This window comes from Paraglaciecola sp., assembly GCF_039964565.1.
Classification (GTDB): domain Bacteria; phylum Pseudomonadota; class Gammaproteobacteria; order Enterobacterales; family Alteromonadaceae; genus Paraglaciecola.
In genome coordinates, this window is sequence record NZ_JBDVXF010000034.1 from 1 (window position 1) to 21936 (window position 21936).

Genomic DNA, 21936 nt, shown 5'->3' on the forward strand with positions numbered 1-21936 from the left:
TTTAATGCATCCAGTGCTGATATTATTGTGTTTATCAAGGCGAGCTTGTGAAGCAATTGCCAGCTATTGAGAGCAAGTTCAACGAAGATAGGCGCAATAATAGCGGTGCTGGACGGTATGGCTTATCCCGAGTTCAGGTTAGTTAGTCACTCGATAAAATGTAGCGCAGCGCCAGTGCAGGGGGGGCGGGGAGATTGCGTAGGACATTTATTGCTCTGCACTACATTGTATAACCGCTCTGCTGTCTATCTAAATAAGAATGGAATCATGGTTTGCTAATGAATTTACCTCAAACAACTCTGAGGTAATTTATTTTATTCTTGAATCCGTTAAATAGTTTCTTTAGCAGTTTTTCACTTCTTGGATCGCTGATGGTAACTGTCATATTTGGCAATGAATAAAAATCACTTATTTCTTGATGTTCTTTGAGATCCAGAGGCATAAAGCACAATCCAAAGTCTTTACCTAAGGTTTTACCTGTACTTCGTTCTAGATCAAGACCTATGAAGCGCTGAAAATCAGCATCTACAGCTGTTTGGCAAATAACGAATAAATGAAATTCACGTTTTGATCGCAAAGTTGCAGATATTTGTTGTAGCGTCGAATTCATATAGTTGAAGTGGGAAGTCGTTTTTCGAATACTATTATTGCCGGTACATAGCAGCGTGACGTCAGAGCTTAATATTGCGTGATGCATGTCGCATGATGCCACTAAGTTATTTAATCTACGCACTTGCTTAAGTAACGCTTTAAGCTTGAGATCAACTGAAGACACGCGACCTTGATTAACCGCATTAACTTTACGGTGATCATGGTCAACCGCTATCACTTTATGACCCAAAGCGGCTAGTCCAATTCCAGTTGCTGCACCTGTGGTGCCAAGACCAATGACACTAATTTTTAGACTGTAGCGGCTGCTAGGTAAACGCTGACTTTTGTTCTGATCGTAACCCACTGTTAGAATTTTACTCAGCCCGTAGAACTTCGGGTTAGTGGCTTGGTTGTTGGTTGAATAGTTAGATCTTTGCTCAAACATGGAAATCACTCACTTTAGTTACAATTATGCTAGTCATTTTTATTAAATCTGGCGATTTAAAGCAGCAATCATTCCAAGTTGGTTTTTGTATTTAAAATCAATGTGTTATGGTCTTTTTGTGAGGGTTTTAGGTTTTGTTGCTGTTTAAAATGTACTTAAGTGTTTCAAAATTGCGACAGAATTTTTTGAGCTGACAGGAGTGTAAGAGTTGATAAATAGGTCTATTTAGAAGAATCTTAATGTCGCTGTTATATTAATTTATACTGATGTAACCCATTAATTTATATATAGTTAATAACTGGAAAATTAAAACAAAGTAACCAATACTAATTTCAAATTTTCAAAAGAGATGACTTATGAAAGGTATAGTATTCGTAAAATTTAATGAGTTTATTGAAGAGCTTTGGGGTGATGATTTTTGGGATACATTACTTAACGAAGCTGAATTGCCTAGTGAAGGAATATATACCTCTGTAGGTACTTATGACGATCAAGAGTTATTCACGCTTATCCAACTAGTGGTGGAGAAAAAAGGTATATCGTCCAAAGACGCGCAATTTGCATTTGGAAAGTGGGTATTCAAAGAGTTATATAATGTCGCACCGGCAGGAGCTCATGATTTTAAGGATGTATTTGAGTTTTTACATGCAGTGCAAAATTTTATTCATGTAGAAGTAAAGAAGCTCAATCCAGATGCGTTACTGCCTGAGTTCGAATTTTTGTCTGAAACCGCTAACACTTTATCATTTAATTACCTATCACCCCGTAAGTTATGTTTCTTCTGCGAAGGTATCGTTCATGGCTTAGCAGAGCATACTGGGCAGCAAGTAACAGTTTCCCAGCCCGAATGTGAGCATGAGGGGGATTCGCGTTGTGTTCTTGAGGTAGTGAAAATTTGACGTTATCTAAAGAAGAATTAGAAAAAAGAGTCGCAGTACTCGAACGTAAAGCTGAAAGGGAAAAAAAGGCACGTAATTTAGCTGAAAATCAGTTAGAAAAATATTCTTTGGATATATATGAAGCAAACCAATCGCTAAAGAGTGCTTTAGCCTCCGCTACTCAGAAGCAGTCAGAGCTCGCATTCTTAGCCCAAACATCAAGTAACGTTGCATCAGAAGTATCTTTGGGGGAAATGATTAGCAATATTGTAGCGTTGACAGGCACGTTATGTAGTGCTTGTTGCGGCGCTTATATCACTAGCGAGCACGGTAAAGAAGTCAAGGGCAAATCAGCTGATGTTTGGCATCTAGACGTTAGTTGGCAGGCCAATGATGAATTTAGAAAAGCCATTCATTCTACTTTACCTATTGCAGAATCTAAAGTTTTAGATACTTGGGCCATATTAGATCTTGGAGCCAATTGTGTCGAAAAACACACGGAGTTTACTTCACTTTTTTATACCAACTTTGCTTTATCTGGGGAAAAAATTGGCTGGTTGGTTTTTTTGACCAAAACCAAAGTGTTTGAGCCGGAATTACTTTCTGTATTAAATACATCAAGAGAGCATGTATTGAGTGGGATCCGCCGTCGTTTAACTGATGTTCGAATATTAAAACGTAATGTTCAACTTCAAGACTCTTTGAATAAGCTCGAAAAAGCTCGCCGGCAGCTGATTCAATCTGAAAAAATGGCATCGCTAGGTCAGTTAGCAGCAGGTGTCGCACATGAGATAAATAACCCTATTGCATTCATAAGATCAAATATGGAAGTGCTTAATGATTATCTTGCAGATTTCAAGTTATTCCACAAAGAGCTTAAATCTACCCTTGATAAAAATGAAACTCTCGATGCCGCTTTGTTTGAAAGCATTTCCCAATCAATGGATTTAACCTACATTGAAGAAGACTCAAAAGACATACTTCAATCTAATTTAGAGGGCTTAGAGCGTGTAAAAGGAATTGTAGATAACTTGAAAGGTTTTTCACATGCCGGTGATGAAACCTTAGTAGAAATGTCATTGGATGCGTGCATATCCGCTGCGCTTAAGATTGCAGGCAACCTATTTAAATACGAACATAAAATTGACAACAAAATGTCAAACGCTTGCCCAAAGATATTAGGGAATTTGGGTCAATTGCAGCAAGTTTTTGTCAATTTGTTTGTTAATGCCGCTCAAGCTATGGAAACAGCAGGACAGCTGACCATTGACTATAGTGAAAACGAAAAGAGAGTGGTGATACATATTAAAGATACTGGTTGCGGTATGGATGAAGAAACACTTAAACAACTCTTTACACCATTTTTTACCACTAAACCCGTGGGAGAAGGCACGGGTTTAGGCCTGTCTGTTTCCTATGCAATTTTGGAGGCACACGGGGCTGAGGTGGTTGTAGACTCTGAGCTCAATGTGGGTACTACGTTTAACTTGTCTTTCGCCATCGCAGAGCAATGATCTGTCTTTTATACCAATCAATAATGATGAATAACCACTCAAACGCCTTGATTAAGGCGCCTTAGAATGTCGCTGAGTGAGCAACTATGCTCTGTTAAGCTTCTTCTTTCTTTTCTTCTATTATAAGAGATAAGGGGTTAGGTTGACTCTTTTCAAACTGTAAAAGCTTGGCTATTGTCGCCTCTGTAAATATATGGCCTTCTGGTAATACAAGAATATGCGCCTCATTGAGAATGTTATATTTTAAGACCATGCCGGGTTCCAATGCGTGGACAGGTATAGGTTTTTCGATAAACTCATCTGACACTATATCGGGATTATCTAGGAGTATGGCCAAAACCTCTGGATCATAACGTGTGCCTTGAAATTTTTTCATTTCTATACGTACTTCGGCATCCTCCATTTTTTCCGCCGTTATACGGCCTTGGTTATATCGCCAGTAGTCTCTGGCAACACTCAGTATTTTGGCTCCAATAGGGATTTGCGAATCAGCTAATTGGTTAGGGCCAGATCCATTATGGTATTCAAACTGGCAGGTGATGATATCTGATACACCTTGAAGGTGAACGGCCGGTCCAAATATTAATTGGGCGTTCTTTATTTGGTCTATATATTCGTTTTGTTGGTTAAAATTTAGCTCGCTAAAAGGTTTGCTATAGATGGAGGTGTCTAAGCCTAACAAACCTATCTCACATAGCAGTGCTGCATAGGCAATATCGTTGACTTCCTCTTTAGAAAGGGACTTTTTCTCGGCTATACGTTTGGCTAGTAAACTAACACTATTGGCAAAGCTTCCGCTAAGGTTTGGGTTAATGCCGATCAGGTTGTATAGCACTTTTTGCGTGGCGTTATTGTTTCGCTCTATCCTGTGCATGGCTACATGGATTTGTTTTGTGCGTAATTTTATTTTTTCCTCAAGATTATGATTTAATTCTTTGAGCAGATTATTTTGCTTTTCGCTGAGCTTTTGTAATCTTCTGTTTTCATACTTCAGGCTGACCTTTTCTAGGCCTTCTTCTATCACGTTGATAATTTCTTCGTTGTCCCAAGGTTTTTGCAAGTAGCGATGTATTTTGCCTTTGTTAACCGCATCTATGGTCGATTCCATGTCGGAGTAGCCAGTGAGTAAAATACGGTAGGTGTCTGGATTAGAGCTAGCGACCTTTTCAAGTAACTGTGCCCCTGACATAGCGGGCATTTTCATGTCAGATATGATCAAGTGGACAGTTTGCTGATGCATTATATCTAAAGCAGCCGCGCCTCCCTCTGCGAATAACACGGTATAGTTTTGTTTATATAATAAACGTTTCATGGACTTGAGAATATTGACTTCGTCATCCACACAAAGCACTGTCATTGGTGCTTCGTTTTCAGGCTTCATATCATTCATTATGAATCTCCTTAACTTGCTCGTTGTTGTTGCCAATGGGTAATATTATGCAAAAGCAACTGCCTTTTTTGAGTTCACTCGTTACCGTAATTTCGCCATTATGCTCTTGGATTATGCCGTAGGAAATGGAAAGTCCCAGTCCAGTGCCTATGCCCACATCTTTGGTGGTAAAAAACGGGTCAAAAAGGTTTGGTAGATTTTGAGGTGCGATACCAGTACCGTTATCCTTGATTGACACTAAAATTTTATCGTTTTGTATCTCAGTAATTATAGTGATTTCTCCTTTTTCACTAATTGCTTGCCCGGCGTTTATCAGTAAGTTTGTTAATACTTGACTGATTTTTCCGTAATTCATCCAAACCTTAGGTAGCGAGCCATATCTTTTTTCTATGTTGCAGTGATACTTAAGTTCATTGCTGACCAAATTCAGCGTTGTCGACACACAATCATTGATGTCACACCATTGTTTATCATCAGACTCTGCTCGAGAAAACTGTTTGAGGTCTTTTACTATATTTCTTACTCGCACTAATCCTTCAATAGATTCTTTTAGGAGTTCATCAGTATCGTCATTGATAAACGTTAAATCCTCGTCCTTTATCCACTGCGACAAAGCCTGTTGTTTAGTAGCCAACTGTTGAGGGTCATTAGTCGACAACAATTGTGTAACTTGCTCAGATAATTGACGATACGTCTTTGTGTATTGTTTTAGTGAGCTTAGGTTACTATTTACGAAACCTATTGGATTGTTAATTTCATGGGCAACACCTGCCGCTAGCTGGCCAATAGAAACCATTTTTTCAGCGTGAATAAGCTGTTGTTGTGCTGAATATAACTCTTGATTCGAGCGCTGCAACTCCTCGTTTCGTTGATTTAATAAAACGGTACGCTGCTGTACTTTTTCTTCTAAAGTTTGGTTTAGTACTTCCAATTGTTTCTGATAGGTTTCCTTGCGTTCACATTCTGCATCTAAGGTCGTCATGAGAGTATTAAACGCTTCAGTTACTTCTGCTAGCTCATCTTTTCCTTTAATAGGCAGTTGACTGTGGTTACATTTTCCACTTTTTACATTGTGGGATATTTCTCTTGCCGCAATACGTAAGCGGTTTAAATGGCTAGTTAAATAGTTGCCTAATACAAATGAAAATAGTGCAACTAGTAACATCTCAACCAACGCTATGCCTGTCGTCCAAGATTGAATCTTTCCAATAGACAGTCTTATGTTTGTGATGTCGATACCAAGCTCTACGCGCCCGTATAGGTGTTCTGATTCAGCGATATTGGCAAAATTATCAAAAATACCATCGCTGACAGCATCCACGTTGTCATCTTTTATAAAAGGGCGAGCTAGCAACTTCTTATCGCCGGCTTGAGCTAAAACTTGGTTTTCACTGTTAATTATCCGCACATAAGCAATATCTGGATTGGTCATTAGTTCAGCACAGTAACTCTCCAACGACGCTAAGTCATAGGTTAAAATTGCGTTTTTTGTGGTAGTGGCAAATAACGTACTGATCGTAGATGACCGTTCGGCCAAATCTTGATGTAAGGTATTACGCATAAAATTAACGACGGTAAATATTAGAATAATCAATAGCACCGCTTCAATACACGCTATGCTAAATATTGTTTTATTGCGTAATGAAAAATTCATTCTTTTACCTATTGCTCAACTTCCGTTGCTGACATAGACGTTTTTATATGTAGTGCTCTTACGTCATCCCAATCTTTGTTTAAAGCGGGTTCGAAGCCATTAAAGTTAATATTCTTGAGTAGTTTAACTCCCTCTTCAGTGTTACTCATATTTAATAAAGCAGCTAATATTTTTTCACGAGATTTTGCTTCCATCCTAGGGTGGGTGGCGACAGCATGAGGTGTGTATTCAGCGCTTTGCCAGATTGTGGTTATCATAGATTGAGTTTCTACTGGCATATTGTTAAGTGTTCGCTGTATTCCCCCACCGGCGCTGAAAAACCCCCTTGATACGTTCAAATAAACTGAGTCATGTGACGAAACGTAACTAGGGGTAAATGCAATACCCAGTTTGTGAAGTTCGGCTTGAGGTAATATCGTTGCGGCAAAAGCTGCAGGAGCTGGAAATGCTAACCGGTGTCCGGCGAGATCATGGATGCTGTTAATATTGCTCCCTTTTTTAGCAACTATAACTCCCTTTATTGATTTATCAATTTGTTTGGCTAAGGCCTTATAACCGCTGGACTCGTGAAACACCACATAGTGATAAGGGTTCATGTACGCGATGTCATATTGACCCAGTTTTAGTCGTTCTTCAAAAGTAGGAATATCTTTGGCAGTAACGAATACAATATCCAAAGCACTGTGTTGACTGATGAATTGGAGAATCGGGGTCCATAGAACAGCCAAACGTTCAGCTGACTGCTGAGGGACGATGGCAAAAGTTAACGTGCTTTGTTTGGCCGAATTTATTTGGTCTTGCGCAGCGACTGTACAAGGAACAGTCATAAGTAAGCTAATAAACAACATTAATTTGTACATTTTAATACCTCGTTGTTACATCACTGGGTTAATTGATTTACTACATTGAGTAACTCATCATTTTTAAACGGTTTAGAAAGCACAGCATTTGCCCCTAGCGCGGCGGCTTCATCTAGACTTTCTTGCTGCAACGCTGAAATAACCAGAATTTTCAAATCACGGAATTGTTCATCAGCTCTCAAGTGTTTCAAAAGTTCAAAGCCATTTAATCCGGGCATGGTTAGGTCTAACGTCATCAAGCTCGGTCGATGTTGCATTAATTTGCTTCCGGCCAAGAATCCATTGATTGCTGTATCACATTCAAAGCCATCTTTTCGCAGTACTCGTTTTATGGCGTCCGCCATATTTTTGTCATCATCTACTATCAACACTGTCTTATTTTTAGGTAAAAACTCGGCAGGGACTGGCATCTCATTCTCTTTTAAAAAAAGTACAAAGTTATCTACCGTGACCCTGTTATTACCGCGTCCTGGCAACTTGTAGCCCTTTAAACTTCCTTTATCAATCCAACGAATAACGGTCCGCAGGTTGACGTCACAATACTGAGCAATGTCACCTGTACTCAGTGATTTAATTCTAGACATTCGGCTATTCCTAATTGAATTAACGTATTTATAGCATAACAAGACATATGAAGCATATATGACTAAAGTATCATATACGACATTTGTGACATTGGCTATATTTGCATCACGAAAATAAAGATGTACCTAAACTAGAGTTTTGATGAGCGCTGCAGTGACATCGTTTCTGATAACACAAACGCAACTAGGAAAGAGTAAAATGAAAATATTTGTAGTAGGTATCGTTTTATGTAATTTGTTAATAGCAACGACTCGCGCAACTGAATTTGATGGCAGTGTTTTAATTAGATATGAAAATGAAACAGATCAAATTAATCTCGCGCCACGTAAAAGGATTAGAGCAATTGCAGCCATTGGTGTTACTAATGAATTTAATGATGTTTGGACCCTTGTTGCCCAGCTCAGGACTGGTCTGAAAAATAAACAGAATGTGCCTGCCATTACCTTGCATCAAATTACTGATCAAGCCGCGGGAGATAAGGATGTCTATTTGTCACGTTTATACGCTAAAGCGCAACTGGGGAAATTGACGCTATTTGCAGGAAAAATTCCTTGGAAAACACATCAGGTTACCGACCTATTTTGGGATCGGCATCTAAACCCAATCGGGATTCATTTTGATTACAAATTAGGAACAGCAAATAGACTGAAATTTGCTACCTTTAAGCCGTTGGATGGCCAGAGCAACACTATTGGTCATATGTCTATTTTTCAATACCAAACAAAGCTGTCTAGTGATTTTGGAGAGATCACGTTATCTCCTTGGCTGGTGGATTATCGTGGTGATACCGATGCCATCTATGCTAAAAAAGACACGCAGTTTGACAATCAATTTATACGTTTTTCGGGGGCCATTAAACGAGGTGAGTGGCAATTTGGAACTGATGTTGGTTGGTCTGTAAAAGATACCCCTTTAGAGTTTCAAGATGAGTTTGCCGGACAAGATTTGAGTTATACCTTCGAAATAAAACATGGAGAGTTGAAAAACATCGGGAGTTATTTAACCCAACTTAAATATTTATATGTTGAGCGCTTTGCTGTAGTGACAGAGTTTGCTCAAAACGCTTCGAGCCGGTTTGCCACTAGTAACTTTAAGGGGTGGGATTTACGTATTCGTCACAGACTAAGCAAAAAGTTGTGGGTTGGGGGGCGTGTGTCGCGAACACAACGTTTGCTGGGCGCACCCGAACAGGGTGTTAGATTTAGATTAGAAACAAAATATACGTTTTAACCGCGTTTGGGAATAATAGTCATGTCAAATATGCAACACAAATACCTAACAGCTGAGCCGCCTGAACAGTTTAATCTCTTAGTTGTTGATGATGAAGAAAGTATCTTAAAAGCAATTAAACGCAGCTTTAATCGTACAAAGTATCAAGTCTTTACTGCTAGCAGTGCAAAAGAGGGGTTAAAGATTCTTGAAGAACACGATTTTCAAGTGGTTTTATCGGATTTTCGTATGCCAGATGTTGATGGTGGCACATTAGTTAAAACCATTAAAAAGTCTTACCCACATATTGTCTCTATGATATTTACTGGTTACGCAGATTTCGACGCCGCTGTGGATGTGATGAATTCTGGGGCCGCTTATAAATTTTTATCTAAGCCGTGGAACAATCAACAATTAATTGATGAAGTCGAAATCGCATTTCAGGAATATCAGCAACGGCAGAGTAATACCTCTAAAGAGCAACTCACTGAGCTGTATGTTAAACCGGAGCGCGTGCGGTTTGACAAAACAGTAACGGGCCTACTCAAAGAAAAAGCGGAGTTTGCACTTGCGTCAATAATCGTTTCAGACATTTCACTATATGATCAGTATTGGGAGAAAAAAGGATCCCATGATTTGGCTTTAGATTCAGTCGCTAAGACAATTGGACTTTGTTTACCAAAGGATTGTCAGATATTTTCTGTGGATATTGACCAAATACTAGTCATTGTTCCTGAAAAACAATGCAATGAGCAATTGTACTGCCAATTAACGTTATTGGATAAAGCTTTATCACTCACTGCAGAGCAGTGCGACGGTACTCCCAAGTTTCACTGTTATTTGGCTTATGCGTTAGCCCCTTTTGAAGGCATGAATATTCAACAACTACTGCATTCAATCCGAAACATTTCGGGGCAGGATTATCGTGACAGCCAGCTCAGAGGTGATAAGTCACATGTGGTGAAGATTGATGCGACACATGTTGCTGAAAAAAAACGTAAACGAATTATCCAAAATAGTATTCAGCAAGCAATCAACACCAACCAATTTAGTTTGTACTTTCAGCCGAAAGTTAGATTGGAAGATGGTTTGGTTGAAAATGCCGAAGTGTTGATGCGCTGGGAACATTCGTCGTTAGGGTGGGTGTCGCCTATCGAATTTATTAGTCTTAGCGAATTGGATGGGCAAATTGAAAAAATTGGTAGTTGGTTACTCGACAATAGTATTACGCAACTTATTGCATTGAGAAAACAATATGGCGAGTCGTTAAATTTATCTATAAACGTTTCTCCGCGTCAATTAAAAAACAGCCAAATTGTTGATGAATTGCGCTACCTATTGACAAAAACCGGGCTTGTTCCAAGTAGTCTAGAGCTAGAGATTACCGAAGGTTGCGTAATAGAAGATTTACAGCAAACAGGAAAAGTTTTGTGGCAATTAAAAGAGCTAGGAGTGCGCATCTCCATTGATGATTTTGGAGCAGGGTATTCATCTTTCGCCTACCTAACCAAGCTACCTGTGGATGTACTTAAATTGGATAAAATTCTAATTGATGATCTGGAAACCAATAAGGATGTTACCGACATGCTAAAGAGTATTATTGGACTGTGCAAAAGGATGAATATCGATGTGGTTGCTGAAGGCGTTGAGAATCAACGACAAGTTGAATTACTCAAGTCACTTGAATGTGACTATATCCAAGGCTACGTATACAGTCGACCTGTCACAAGAACAGACTTTGAAAAGGTGCTAATCAATCAGCCTTTTATGTTAACCAAATAAAACGCATGAGTTAGTAAGAATATTTTTGGGGTAAACAAAGTTTTAACGTTGTGATGCGCTTTTTATTTTTTTGCGCGGTGAAATTAAGTTGCTACAAAAAGACTTGAATTCCCGAAATTTGAATAATGGTCTCTTTTAAAACTTGTTACCATTGACCTTAGGAGACTCGATGTCATTCGTTTTTTACTGAATTGTTCAGTTACAAGTGAGCGTCTGATCTTATTCATCAGACACTGTGGTGGTTTCCTCAGCAGCAGCGTTGCTCAACGTTTCTCTATCGGCTTTACTAATATATCTAGGTTTATTCTTTGATGACAATTTAGCGTTAGCTTTTTTGGCCCGAGCTTTTAAAATTTGATTACCTTTTTTACGTCTGTTCATAAGTTTCTGCTGTGTTTTTCCGTTACCCTAGTATATCACTAAATGCATTTGTCTTTGCAGTCACAGTATTGTTTGCCCATTTCATATGAGGCTAATACCTGTTTTAGATAGGGGCGTTTAGGGCGTGGCAATGGTATTCATTGCGATTTCAAATAGGGTTAAACGTAGCGTACCAAAAAACTGGCCAATGCTGGGATTAAATAGAAACTCGGTTTAGTCGTGACGCCGAGTTGATAAAAAAGTTAACGATCACAATAATGTATAATCGATTTCTATATGTTAGTTGCTATCCTTTTGGCGTTACAATCATTGTGACTCTAAGCATTAAGGTATGAGTTCATTAAAGGTAAAAAAATGGAAAATTTAGGTTTTATTTTTGGAATTATGGGCATGTCTATGGGTATAACTGGTTTTATATTCGGTACTATTTCGATTTCTAAAATTGCTAAACTTGAAAAAAAACTTAAAGAGCTCAATGTTATCAATCAGGACTTTAAGTCAAGTTGACGTATACCCTTAGTTTTATTAATTTATCGCAAAACATCTAATAAGGTGCCCACGAAGCAATCTCAAAGCAGCCTTGAGTCTTGTGGTTGTTACAATTCATTTTATTGTTTTGAATGGATTGTTAACTTTAATTATCGGGTCAAATCTAGCAGTGAAAATTGAACTGAAGATAGAAAGCAAAAAGTAAGAAAGTAAAACGCAAACTTCCCCAAAAAACAGCGGAAACACGTCTTAGATTTTAATAGGAAACGCATCATTTGGTTTATTATAGACTTCTTTGCTAGTCTTGATGCCTTAGATGAACAGTCGTGCCTTGTTACATTCTGAAACTTGATTTAAGTTTTTCACAATGTGAGGATTTAATGGAAATTAATCCCACATAAAGCAGTATAAATGAATCTAAAAATCACAACTCCTTTGGTCATAGTTTTATGTGCCGTTGCGGGAATATCCCGTGCGGAAGAGAGTTATGACTTTACTCTTGGGACAGGCTTTCCGTTTGTATTTACACCAGAGTTATCAATTACTACACAAGATAATAGTTATCGCTACTACCTTAATGGAAAAGTTGGTGTGGCAAATGGAGCATCATTAGGTTTCGAACATTCAGTCTCTGAGAATCGAAGACATGCTATTGGAGCCTTTGCTGGCACAGTGGGTCTATACGAGGGAGAAAGTTGTCCTGAAAGTGATAGCGTTGCACAAGGACTAGCTTGCTCGATCGCTAAGGCATTAGATTGGGAGGCTATCGACGGTATAGGTGTCAGTTATAGCTATAATTTCCAGAATATGCAGGGCAAAGGATGGAAGCTAAGATTTGAAGCCGGCTATGGCAATGGCCGAAACAGTGGGGAAAAATCTTCAGCAGGCAACGTCTTTATTGGCTATCAATTCTAATGCTACCAATTATCGTTGACATTTTATTGTGTTGTACGGATTGGTATTATACGTTGACATTGCACTGCGGGTAGAAATTATGGAAGTAAATAAGGGTATAGCCTGTGACCTTTACGATTATTTAGAAATAGCCTGTATGTATAGGTATCAAATTCGTTTAATTCTTAAAAGTGGCGAAGTCTTGCTCGGTGTTCCTAAAACCACTGTGATTGAAGATAAAAAAGAACTGTTGCTTTTAGAGTGTGGAAGCAATCAGCGGCAAAAAATAGCGACACTTAATCTTAAAACAATGGAAGTATTAACCGCCAATGCCAAGTTCACTCGAATTGAGTTTTAGAAGGCTATCTCGCTATCAAGTTATCAGTTTGTCAGGTTTTTAAGTAGCATCAGATTTGAAAGCTCAGTCCGTGAATATTCGTAAACATAAGAGAATAATATGAATAATTGGTTGTATATTGGGGGGCAATTGTTGCTGAGGTAGTGGTAACGCCGAACTTAAAATCGAGTGACGGTTTTACAAAGTTTTGTCCTAGTTTGTTAGTGATATTCCGATACGCGGTCGCTTTTTATCTTCTGCCTCTCACGCTAAAAGCCATTCCTATTGGCATAGCGTATGCGGTTTGGGTGAGATTAGGTATTGTATTAATTTCGCTAGCAGGGGGGCCAAAAGTTAGACTTAGCAAGTATGTTAGGCATGGGATTGATTGTGTCTGCTGTCATAGTTATCAAGGTATTTTCTAAAGTGAGTGTGCATTAAGCCAATGCATTTGTTGATTAGTGATAGGAGTTGTCGGAAAAATTAAAGCTCAATTCAATTAGCGCAAATAGCACTAGATTTAATACTTACCTCTGTGTAAAGGCAAATCAATCAATACCAGCAATGCTGCCTGTCCACCCCATTCTTTTGGGGCTTGGTGAAACCCCAATACCGCAGGGTGTTGGATCAACCAGTTGGGAATGGATTTTTTAAGCACATAAGTGCCTTTGCCGTGCATAATCGAGACACAATACACATGTTGTTTTTGTGCCGCGTGAATTAGCGCGGCTATTTCGTGTTTGGCTTGTTCTTTTTTCAATCCGTGTAAGTCAAGGATTAAATCCGGTGGGTAATCACCTCGGCGCAGACGTTTTACTTCATGACTGTCGGCCTCGGGTTTGACATATTTTAGAGGTTGATCAATATCAAAGTGGCCTTCAAAACCATCTGAAAACTCAAATGCCGCTGCGGCTTGTTTAATTTCTGATAAATCTTTGTTGTTTTTTGGGGTAAGTCCCGAATTCTGCTTGCTGGAATAGCGCTGAGGCGGTATTTTGTCCTGCTTTATTGGCGCTACATCTTTGAACTGATTTTTAAAAAGATCTGGTTCTTCATCTTCTGATTGAATTTTAGGGTGACGTGGCGTGATTTTCATTCATTACAGGTACATATTTGCTATAGGCTTAGCATAACAAAGTTTGCTACAAGAGCATATGTATTCAAGGTTTACGAACCTAGATTTATTAAGTGATAACATGACCACAGATACGTTTACAGAATTAGAATCTCAGCAAATAGCGCAAGACCTGCACACTATGTTAGATATGGTGCGGTGGTCAGTCACCTGTTTTAATCAGGCTGGATTGTTTTATGGCCATGGCACTGATAACCCTTGGGATGAAGCCGTTAGTTTAGTACTGCAGCTTTTACATTTAGAGCAAAATTTGCCGATGCAAACTGGTGATCAGTTGTTTCATAGTCGTTTGACCCTTCCCGAAAAATTAAAGATTATTGCTATTGTGAAACGCCGTGTTGATGAGCGTATTCCGGTTCCCTATTTGACCAATCAAGCATGGTTTTGTGATTTACCGTTTTATGTCGATGAACGAGTGCTGATTCCTCGTTCACCTTTTGCGGAATTGATTAAGAATCATTTTGAAGAATGGATTGGCGACGCTGAGCCTCAGCATATTTTAGATCTGTGCACTGGTGGTGGTTGTATTGCTATTGCGTTGGCATATGCGTTTGAAGAGGCGCAGGTGGATGCTGTGGATATTAGCCAAGATGCCCTAGATGTTGCCGAACTCAATATCACTGAACATGGATTGAATCACAGAGTATACCCCATCAATTCTGATTTAATGGGAGCGCTGCAAGGTCAGCAATACGACTTAATCGTAAGTAATCCACCTTACGTTGACGCTGAGGATATGGATGATTTGCCGCAAGAGTTCCATCACGAACCTGAACTGGCTTTGGCCGCGGGCAATGATGGTTTGGATTTAGTCGACCATATTTTACGGCAGGCCCCTATGCATTTAACTGACAATGGTTGGTTGTTTGTTGAAGTGGGCAACAGTGAAGTGCATATGTTTAGCCGCTATCCAGAATTACCGATTCAGTGGGTTGAGTTTGAAAATGGTGGTCATGGTGTATTTGCTATAAGCAAGAACGATTTAGTTGAGTACTGGCGCTCCGTTGACCATTAAAATACACAAATTGTGTTTAGAATATACGTAGATTAGACAATAGGATTTTAAAATTATGGCTGGAAACACTTTCGGTAAGTTATTCACTGTCACCACCTTTGGCGAAAGCCATGGTATTGCTATAGGTGGCATTATCGATGGATGTCCTCCCGGTTTAGATTTATGCGAAGCAGATTTGCAAGTTGACTTAGACCGACGCAAGCCCGGTACCTCAAGATATACCACAGCCCGACGTGAAGAAGATGAAGTGAAAATTTTGTCTGGTGTGTTTGAGGGCAAAACCACAGGTACCAGTATTGGTTTATTAATCAATAATACTGATCAGCGTAGTAACGATTATTCCAAAATTAAAGATACCTTCCGCCCTGGACATGCTGATTATACCTATCAGCAAAAGTATGGGTTACGGGATTACCGAGGTGGTGGTCGCTCTTCGGCCCGGGAAACGGCTATTCGTGTTGCGGCAGGTGGCGTAGCCAAGAAATACCTAAAGCAGCATCATGGTATAGAGATCCATGGTTACTTGTCGCAGTTAGGGCCAATCAAAGTCGAAACCGTTGATCATAGTGTGACGAACACCAATGCGTTTTTCTGTCCAGACGAAAGTAAACTAGAAGCGCTAGACGCCTATATGCGCGACCTCAAAAAACAAGGTGATTCAATTGGTGCTAAAGTATCAGTGGTTGCCACTAACATGCCAGTTGGTTTAGGTGAACCTATTTTTGACCGACTTGATGCTGATTTAGCCCATGCCATGATGGGTATTAACGCAGTCAAAGGGGTAGAAGTAGGAGATGGTTTTGCTACTGTTGAACAAAAAGGCAGTGAACATCGCGACGAATTAACCCCTGATGGGTTTGCTTCTAACCGTTCTGGTGGCGTGCTCGGAGGTATTTCGACCGGGCAGGACTTAGTGGTGCATATGGCACTTAAACCCACTTCTAGTATCAGTGTCCCTGGTGAAACCATCGATATACATGGCAATACTGCCCAAGTCATTACAAAAGGTAGGCACGATCCTTGTGTGGGGATCCGCGCTGTACCTATTGCAGAAGCCATGTTGGCATTAGTGGTGATGGATCATTTATTAAGAGACAGAGGCCAAAATGCTGATGTTCACAGCGCTACACCTGTTATCCCCGCACAAGCAAAAACGCGATAAACGTTACTGACATTGAGGCGTATTCTTTTAGAATACGCCTAATTTTTATTCACATACTTAAGTATTGCCCTTGCCAAAATCTGCTTTTTCAAATTCTAATTTAATTTTACTTGCGATTACCTATCTTTTTTATTTTGGGCAGTTTGGCGTACTGATGCCATACCTTGGGGTATTTTTAGACGGCAGAGGATTCTCGTCCACTGAAATAGGTGAACTTTTTGCGTTGATTACCGTGGCCCGTATAGCGGGTCCTAATTTATGGGCAATACTCGCCGATAAATCGGGCAGGGCGCTCAGGGTATTGCAACTTGGTGCATTGTTAACATTCGCAACTTTTAGCTTGGTATTTTACGTTGATGGTTTTTGGGCGCTGACATTCAGCCTTGCGCTGATGATGATGTTTTGGACCGCAATTTTACCGCAAATTGAGGGGTTAACCTTAAATTGTGTATATGGTCATGCCAGTCGATATGGACGAATTAGGTTATGGGGCAGTATCGGTTATATTTTGCTCACTATCTTTACGGGCAAAATGATTGATGTGTTCTCTAGTGAAGCCCCTATTTACGTTGGGGCTTTGGTGTTGTTCAGTCTATTTGTCACCACGTTATTACTCAAAGCTCCTAAGGTAGAAAAAAACAGTAGTCAGGCGTCTGTTTCAATTTGGCATAAAATCAATACGCCAGTGTTTTACGCTTTTCTATTATCTGTTGCTTTGTTACAGCTAAGTTTTGGGGCTTATTACGGATTTTTTGCTCTATATCTTCTGGACTTGGATTACAGCGGACAAGCAACAGGATGGCTTATAGCTATAGGTGTATTGGCAGAAGTCATCATTTTCTTGCAAGCCGGGAAATTGATTAAGTACTTTGGGGTTAAGTGGATTTTGGTCATCAGTATTTTGCTCACTGCGCTTCGTTGGTATTTGTTAGCTGTGGTGGCAAACAACCCGGCGATATTAGTGTTTAGCCAAATGCTGCATGCATTTAGTTTTGGCATGACACATGCGGCGTCTATGCAGTTTATTCATCATTATTTTGGCAATAGGTTTCAAAGCCAAGGACAAGCAATTTATCTCAGTGTTGGCTTTGGCATTGGAGGGGCTGTAGGTGGCTATGGAGCGGGGTATTTTTGGCAACAAGGTCATGGAGCCGAGCAAACCTTTACTTTAGCTGCGATTACAGCTGTGTTTTCTGCAATAAGTTTACTTTTTGTGTCTTCTAAACGTATGTAACATTTTTAAATCGACAAATATTAGGATTAGTTTTAAATATCAACATTCAAAAGTGCATGACTTTATTGGATTGATTGATATATAAACAGTAATTTCAGCGCAATTGCTAGTAGTAAAGATGGCAAAAATATGACAAATTTGTGACTAACTTGTTGAAACAAAAAGCCTTGTTAGACCAGTTTCTTGATAATAGTTGTTGACCTACGGTACGTTAGATATATACTACCCATGCTTGAAAGTAAGTTTGATATTTATGTACATTGTTTCGACGTTCCATTGTAGTACCCGGTCTCGTAGCTCATAAGTAATTGCAACACACTTCAGCACAACTAACGTCTCTTAGGAGACACAATTACTCTTGAAAAATATAGGAAAGACTATGTCTGCAACTACTGGTACAGTAAAATGGTTTAACGAATCTAAAGGTTTCGGTTTCATTCAACAAGAAAACGGCCCTGATGTTTTTGCTCACTTCCGTGCTATCACAGGTACTGGCTTTAAAACTTTGGCCGAAGGTCAAAAAGTTGAGTTCACTGTAACTCAAGGCCAAAAAGGTCCTCAAGCTGAGAACATCGTAGTACTTTAATTATCAAATAATTAAAATTCTATAAGAAAAAGCAAACCCTAGGGTTTGCTTTTTTTATGCCTGTTACAAGGTCAATCACTTGAATCACAAAGAAGTCGCAGAAAAAGTCTGTGAGTATTCTGTTTTTTCAGAAAGGTTATTTAATCAATGAAATCCTTGTTTACTCTGATAGGTCTTGATTTACCTAGTCCGTTAACTCTCCGCGCAAGTTATCAATCAATTGGCGTTTGATAAGACTGGCTGGTAGATCTTTACTAAGCAAATAATGCAACTTGGCAAGTGCAGCCTCTGGGGTCATATCTTGACCAGACACTACGCCAACCTCTCTTAAAATGTGGCCATTCGCGTAACCTGTCATATTAACTTTACCACGAACACACTGAGTACAATTTAAAACAATAATACCTTGTTGGTCTGCGAAAGAAAGTTGCTCCAAAAGAGTTGAGTTATGAGGTGCGTTTCCTACGCCAAAACTTAATAAAATTAAGGCTTTAACTGGTTGTTGTAACGTGTTTTTTAACACCTCTGCACTGATCCCGGGGTACAAAGTCACTACCCCAATAGGTTGTGATTTGACAGGGCTCACATGAAGTTTTTTGTCAGCAGCAATCCCCAGAATCTTTTTATCCACTTCAATATTGATACCCGCTTTAAGTAGTGCCGGAAAATTTGGAGAATCAAAAGCGTTAAAACCATCAGCATCCAGTTTGCGGCTGCGATTGCCTCTAAACAGTTGATTGTTAAAAAACAATGTAACCTCAGCTATGGGGTAGTTAGCTGCGATATATAAAGCGTTAAGAAGATTTACTTGGCCATCTGAACGCAGTTGAGCGAGTGGGATTTGCGAGCCCGTTACTATGACAGGTTTACCTAAGTCCTCTAACATAAATGATAAGGCAGACGCGGTGTATGCCATGGTGTCAGTGCCATGGAGAATAATAAAACCATCATATTGCTGGTAATTCTGAAAAATATCATTGGCGATTTTCTGCCAGTCACTTGGATCCATATCTGAGGAGTCAATTAAATTGTCGTATTCGTGGATCGTAAAATTGGGCATTTCGTTGCGGTGGAACTCGGGCATGTTGGCCACTGTTTCGCTAAGAAAACCCGCCGCCGGAACAAATCCATGGGAAGAAGGGCGCATACCAATGGTACCGCCTGTATATGCGACATAAATGTGTTTTTTCATATGTTGGAATTAAACGCCTTTTATCTTTGTTTTAATCTACTCTACTCCTTGCTATCGAGTTTAACCATTAATTCCATTTTGTTACTGTGACCGAAATTGATGAACAAAATTGGAAAACTGGCAGCCTTTTACTCCCTAAAACCTTGAAAGCTAAGATACAATGAATTCCTGATAAAAGAGGATATTACATGAATACAAAACACCTTGCTCTCACTGTTGTTTTTTCAGTGGGGTTGGTTGCCTGCAATCACACAAGTTCGGCAAAAATTGACAATTTGGGCGCGAGTATAGACGCCAATAGTGCGCTTGTAATACAAACCGAGTCACAAAAATCCAATGCGCTGTTTAAAGCCTACTTCGCTGAAAGAATGCAGATGAATCCAATATCTGCGACATACGTAGGCGTTAGTGATTACAACGATAGGTTTAACCCACCCATTAACCAGCAAACTTTGGCCGAAACCTTAGCTTTTGAACAAAAGTACTTAACTAAGATACAGGCTATTGATGCTTCTGCATTGCGCGGGCAAGACCTGTTAAGTTACGAAATATTCTTGCGAGACAGAAAAATAGCGCTCGAAGGCGCAAAATTTCCAGGACACCTTATTCCTATACATCAAATGGGCGGAGCACACAGTGCGTTTGCTTCTCTAGGCTCAGGAAAAAGTGCTCAACCTTTTAACACTGCAGACGATTATCGTAACTTTATGAGTCGTGCTAATGGTTTTGCTACTTATATGGATAGTGCCATTGAGGCAATGAAAGAAGGCATAGAAAACTCTGTGGTACTTCCTAAGCCGTTGATTAAAAAAGTATTGCCTCAGTTGCAGGCGCATATGGTTGAAGATCTCACTCAAAGTGTCTTTTATGGACCGTTACAATCCCTCGAAGAAAAAGACAACATAACGGGTCTCGATAAAGCGCAAATCAAAAGCGACTACCTTAAAACCATACAAAACGTGATTATTCCAGCGTATCGCCGAGTATATACTTTTATGTCTGAGGAATATTTACCCAAGGGCCGCGATACTTTTGGTTTGTTAGATTTACCTAATGGTAAGGCGTGGTATGACTATAGGATTAAAACCAATACAACCTTAGCGCTAAACGCTGAAGAAATTCATAACTTTGGGCAACAAGAAGTCGCACGTATTTTAGCCGAAATGACGAAAGTAAAAGAAACCGTCGGTTTTGAAGGCGACTTAACGGCATTTTTTGAATTCTTACGCACCGACGAACAATTTTTCTTTGATTCAGAGCAAGCGTTGATTGACGGTTATACCCAAGTTAAACAAAATATTGATAGCCGCGTACCGTTATTATTTGAAGTGTTTCCTAAAGCAGATTACGAGGTAAGGGCTGTTGAAGCGTATCGCGCGGCATCATCGGCGGGCGCAAGTTACCAAAGCCCTGCACCTGATGGTTCAAGACCCGGTATATTTTATATCAACGCCTATAACTTAAAGGCGCAGCCTAAATATTTAATGGAAACCCTAAGTGTGCATGAAGCTGCACCAGGCCATCATTTCCAAATTGCTATTCAACAAGAAGTAGAAAGCCTGCCAGATTTTCGCAAATTTGGCGGATATACAGTGTTTGCAGAGGGATGGGCTTTATACGCAGAAAGTTTGGGCAAAGAAATGGGCCTATTTACGGACCCATACATGTGGTATGGACGTTTATCCGACGAACAACTTCGCGCCATGCGTTTAGTGGTCGATACTGGTTTACACGCCTTTGGTTGGAGTAGACAACAAGCTATTGACTTTATGGTGGATAACTCATCACTTGCGTTGACAGATATCGAAGCCGAGGTGGAGCGTTATATCGCTATGGCCGGACAAGCGGTGAGCTACAAAGTGGGCCAAAGACATATTCGTATGCTCAGAAATAAAGCCCAAAAAGCCTTGGGTGAGCACTTTAATTTGAAAAAATTCCACACGCAAATACTCATAGATGGCGCATTGCCTATGCCTATACTAGAAGCAAAAATTGACAGATGGATTGTTCAGCAACAAAGCTAAAATTAGGGTAGGGAGCTAAACTTGGATGTTTGGCTTTCTAGTCTTAAATGCGGTCTTTGTCTGTCGCCTATGGGCGAACAACCGCCTTTCAGTAATGACGCTTTCAACACGTTTACCGAATAAGCTGACAGTGACATCCTATCGTATGCACCACGCCAGTCCCGCTAAGTCGGGAACCCCCGTTAACATCTGATAAATCGCTAGAGAGCCTTGTTTTATTATCTTAAAAAATTAGTGAGAATATAACTTTGCTATGGTGTTTTTATAGCATCTCAATTTAGTTTACGGTCGCTATTGGTGGGTTCCCACTTTCGCGGGAATGACGTGTAATACCAATTCATCTTATCAATTAGTCACTCAGAGAGCACCAGCGACTTTCAATCGAGGCGTAGTCCTGCAGGAATGGCTACCCCCTTTCAAAGGACTAGAACGAAGAGAGAAAGTCGCTGGTGTTCTCCCTTTGGGCGAGGTTTAAAAGCTCCTACTCTGCGTTGCTAGAACTTACAATAGAATAACTATTGCTTCATTCGAGCACCTTGATTAGGTGATTTTAAATCTCGCTGAGCGATCAATTGTTAG

At 39.8% G+C, this 21936-nt stretch carries 20 protein-coding genes and 1 pseudogene; 13 read left to right on the forward strand and 8 right to left on the reverse strand.

Annotated features, from left to right (window positions below):
* Positions 1–289: 289 nt before the first annotated feature.
* Positions 290–1036, reverse strand: a complete 747-nt coding sequence (locus tag ABJK37_RS16105; RefSeq protein WP_348356138.1) for a hypothetical protein — start codon at positions 1034–1036, stop codon at positions 290–292.
* Positions 1037–1392: 356 nt separating this feature from the next.
* On the opposite strand from ABJK37_RS16105, the gene ABJK37_RS16110 reads away from it, so the two are divergent.
* Both ABJK37_RS16110 and ABJK37_RS16115 read left to right on the forward strand, forming a co-directional pair.
* Positions 1393–1935: a heme NO-binding domain-containing protein gene (locus ABJK37_RS16110; RefSeq protein WP_348356140.1), complete on the forward strand. Its 543-nt coding sequence runs from the start codon at positions 1393–1395 to the stop codon at positions 1933–1935.
* Positions 1932–3428 carry an ATP-binding protein gene (locus ABJK37_RS16115; protein WP_348356142.1) on the forward strand — a complete coding sequence of 499 codons (1497 nt, stop codon included), beginning with the start codon at positions 1932–1934 and terminating at the stop codon, positions 3426–3428. Before ABJK37_RS16110 ends, ABJK37_RS16115 begins: the two co-directional genes overlap by 4 nt.
* A gap of 94 nt (positions 3429–3522) precedes the next feature.
* Here ABJK37_RS16115 and ABJK37_RS16120 read toward each other — a convergent pair whose 3' ends face one another.
* From ABJK37_RS16120 to ABJK37_RS16135, 4 genes are read right to left on the reverse strand one after another with little or no spacing between them, the layout of a single operon-like run.
* Positions 3523–4818 carry a response regulator gene (locus tag ABJK37_RS16120; RefSeq protein WP_348356144.1) on the reverse strand — a complete coding sequence of 432 codons (1296 nt, stop codon included), beginning with the start codon at positions 4816–4818 and terminating at the stop codon, positions 3523–3525.
* Positions 4811–6472, reverse strand: a complete 1662-nt coding sequence (locus tag ABJK37_RS16125) for an ATP-binding protein (RefSeq protein ID WP_348356146.1) — start codon at positions 6470–6472, stop codon at positions 4811–4813. Before ABJK37_RS16125 ends, ABJK37_RS16120 begins: the two co-directional genes overlap by 8 nt.
* A gap of 8 nt (positions 6473–6480) precedes the next feature.
* The gene (locus tag ABJK37_RS16130) at positions 6481–7332 is read right to left on the reverse strand and encodes a phosphate/phosphite/phosphonate ABC transporter substrate-binding protein (RefSeq protein WP_348356148.1); all 852 of its coding nucleotides are present in this window, start codon (positions 7330–7332) and stop codon (positions 6481–6483) included.
* A gap of 20 nt (positions 7333–7352) precedes the next feature.
* Complete coding sequence (locus tag ABJK37_RS16135; RefSeq protein WP_348356150.1) at positions 7353–7916, reverse strand: response regulator; 564 nt, start codon at positions 7914–7916, stop codon at positions 7353–7355.
* Positions 7917–8115: 199 nt separating this feature from the next.
* On the opposite strand from ABJK37_RS16135, the gene ABJK37_RS16140 reads away from it, so the two are divergent.
* Complete coding sequence (locus ABJK37_RS16140; protein ID WP_348356152.1) at positions 8116–9147, forward strand: hypothetical protein; 1032 nt, start codon at positions 8116–8118, stop codon at positions 9145–9147.
* A 21-nt stretch (positions 9148–9168) separates the two neighbouring features.
* Complete coding sequence (locus ABJK37_RS16145) at positions 9169–10908, forward strand: EAL domain-containing protein (protein ID WP_348356154.1); 1740 nt, start codon at positions 9169–9171, stop codon at positions 10906–10908.
* Between the two features lie 219 nt (positions 10909–11127).
* Here ABJK37_RS16145 and ABJK37_RS16150 read toward each other — a convergent pair whose 3' ends face one another.
* Complete coding sequence (locus tag ABJK37_RS16150; RefSeq protein ID WP_348356156.1) at positions 11128–11289, reverse strand: DUF2986 domain-containing protein; 162 nt, start codon at positions 11287–11289, stop codon at positions 11128–11130.
* A 354-nt stretch (positions 11290–11643) separates the two neighbouring features.
* Here ABJK37_RS16150 and ABJK37_RS16155 point away from each other — a divergent pair, with 354 nt between their 5' ends.
* The 4 genes and pseudogenes from ABJK37_RS16155 (at position 11644) to ABJK37_RS16170 (ending at position 13450) form a co-directional block, all read left to right on the forward strand.
* Positions 11644–11796, forward strand: coding sequence for a hypothetical protein (locus ABJK37_RS16155; protein ID WP_348356158.1), 153 nt, complete (start codon positions 11644–11646; stop codon positions 11794–11796).
* Between the two features lie 393 nt (positions 11797–12189).
* On the forward strand, positions 12190–12693 hold the full coding sequence (locus ABJK37_RS16160; protein ID WP_348356160.1) for a hypothetical protein: 504 nt from the start codon (positions 12190–12192) through the stop codon (positions 12691–12693).
* 79 nt (positions 12694–12772) lie between these two features.
* Positions 12773–13030: a Rho-binding antiterminator gene (locus ABJK37_RS16165; protein ID WP_348356162.1), complete on the forward strand. Its 258-nt coding sequence runs from the start codon at positions 12773–12775 to the stop codon at positions 13028–13030.
* Positions 13031–13129: 99 nt separating this feature from the next.
* A pseudogene (locus tag ABJK37_RS16170) lies at positions 13130–13450 on the forward strand (SMR family transporter).
* Positions 13451–13529: 79 nt separating this feature from the next.
* Here the strand turns inward: ABJK37_RS16170 and smrB are convergent.
* A complete protein-coding gene (gene smrB / locus ABJK37_RS16175) occupies positions 13530–14105 on the reverse strand; it encodes an endonuclease SmrB (RefSeq protein ID WP_348356164.1) in 576 nt (191 codons plus the stop codon).
* Positions 14106–14205: 100 nt separating this feature from the next.
* Between smrB and prmB the strand changes: the two genes are divergently transcribed.
* The 4 genes from prmB to ABJK37_RS16195 all read left to right on the forward strand — a co-directional run bounded on the left by prmB (position 14206) and on the right by ABJK37_RS16195 (position 18141).
* The gene (gene prmB / locus ABJK37_RS16180) at positions 14206–15159 is read left to right on the forward strand and encodes a 50S ribosomal protein L3 N(5)-glutamine methyltransferase (protein WP_348356166.1); all 954 of its coding nucleotides are present in this window, start codon (positions 14206–14208) and stop codon (positions 15157–15159) included.
* A 55-nt stretch (positions 15160–15214) separates the two neighbouring features.
* A complete protein-coding gene (aroC, locus tag ABJK37_RS16185; RefSeq protein WP_348356168.1) occupies positions 15215–16321 on the forward strand; it encodes a chorismate synthase in 1107 nt (368 codons plus the stop codon).
* A 64-nt stretch (positions 16322–16385) separates the two neighbouring features.
* Positions 16386–17555 (forward strand): MFS transporter, encoded by a 1170-nt coding sequence (locus ABJK37_RS16190; protein WP_348356170.1) that lies wholly within the window; start codon positions 16386–16388, stop codon positions 17553–17555.
* A 379-nt stretch (positions 17556–17934) separates the two neighbouring features.
* The gene (locus ABJK37_RS16195; protein WP_007617424.1) at positions 17935–18141 is read left to right on the forward strand and encodes a cold-shock protein; all 207 of its coding nucleotides are present in this window, start codon (positions 17935–17937) and stop codon (positions 18139–18141) included.
* Positions 18142–18325: 184 nt separating this feature from the next.
* On the opposite strand, the gene ansA is transcribed toward ABJK37_RS16195, so the two are convergent.
* Positions 18326–19333 carry an asparaginase gene (ansA, locus tag ABJK37_RS16200; RefSeq protein ID WP_348356173.1) on the reverse strand — a complete coding sequence of 336 codons (1008 nt, stop codon included), beginning with the start codon at positions 19331–19333 and terminating at the stop codon, positions 18326–18328.
* Between the two features lie 188 nt (positions 19334–19521).
* On the opposite strand from ansA, the gene ABJK37_RS16205 reads away from it, so the two are divergent.
* Positions 19522–21357, forward strand: a complete 1836-nt coding sequence (locus ABJK37_RS16205; protein WP_348356175.1) for a DUF885 domain-containing protein — start codon at positions 19522–19524, stop codon at positions 21355–21357.
* Positions 21358–21936 lie beyond the last annotated feature (579 nt).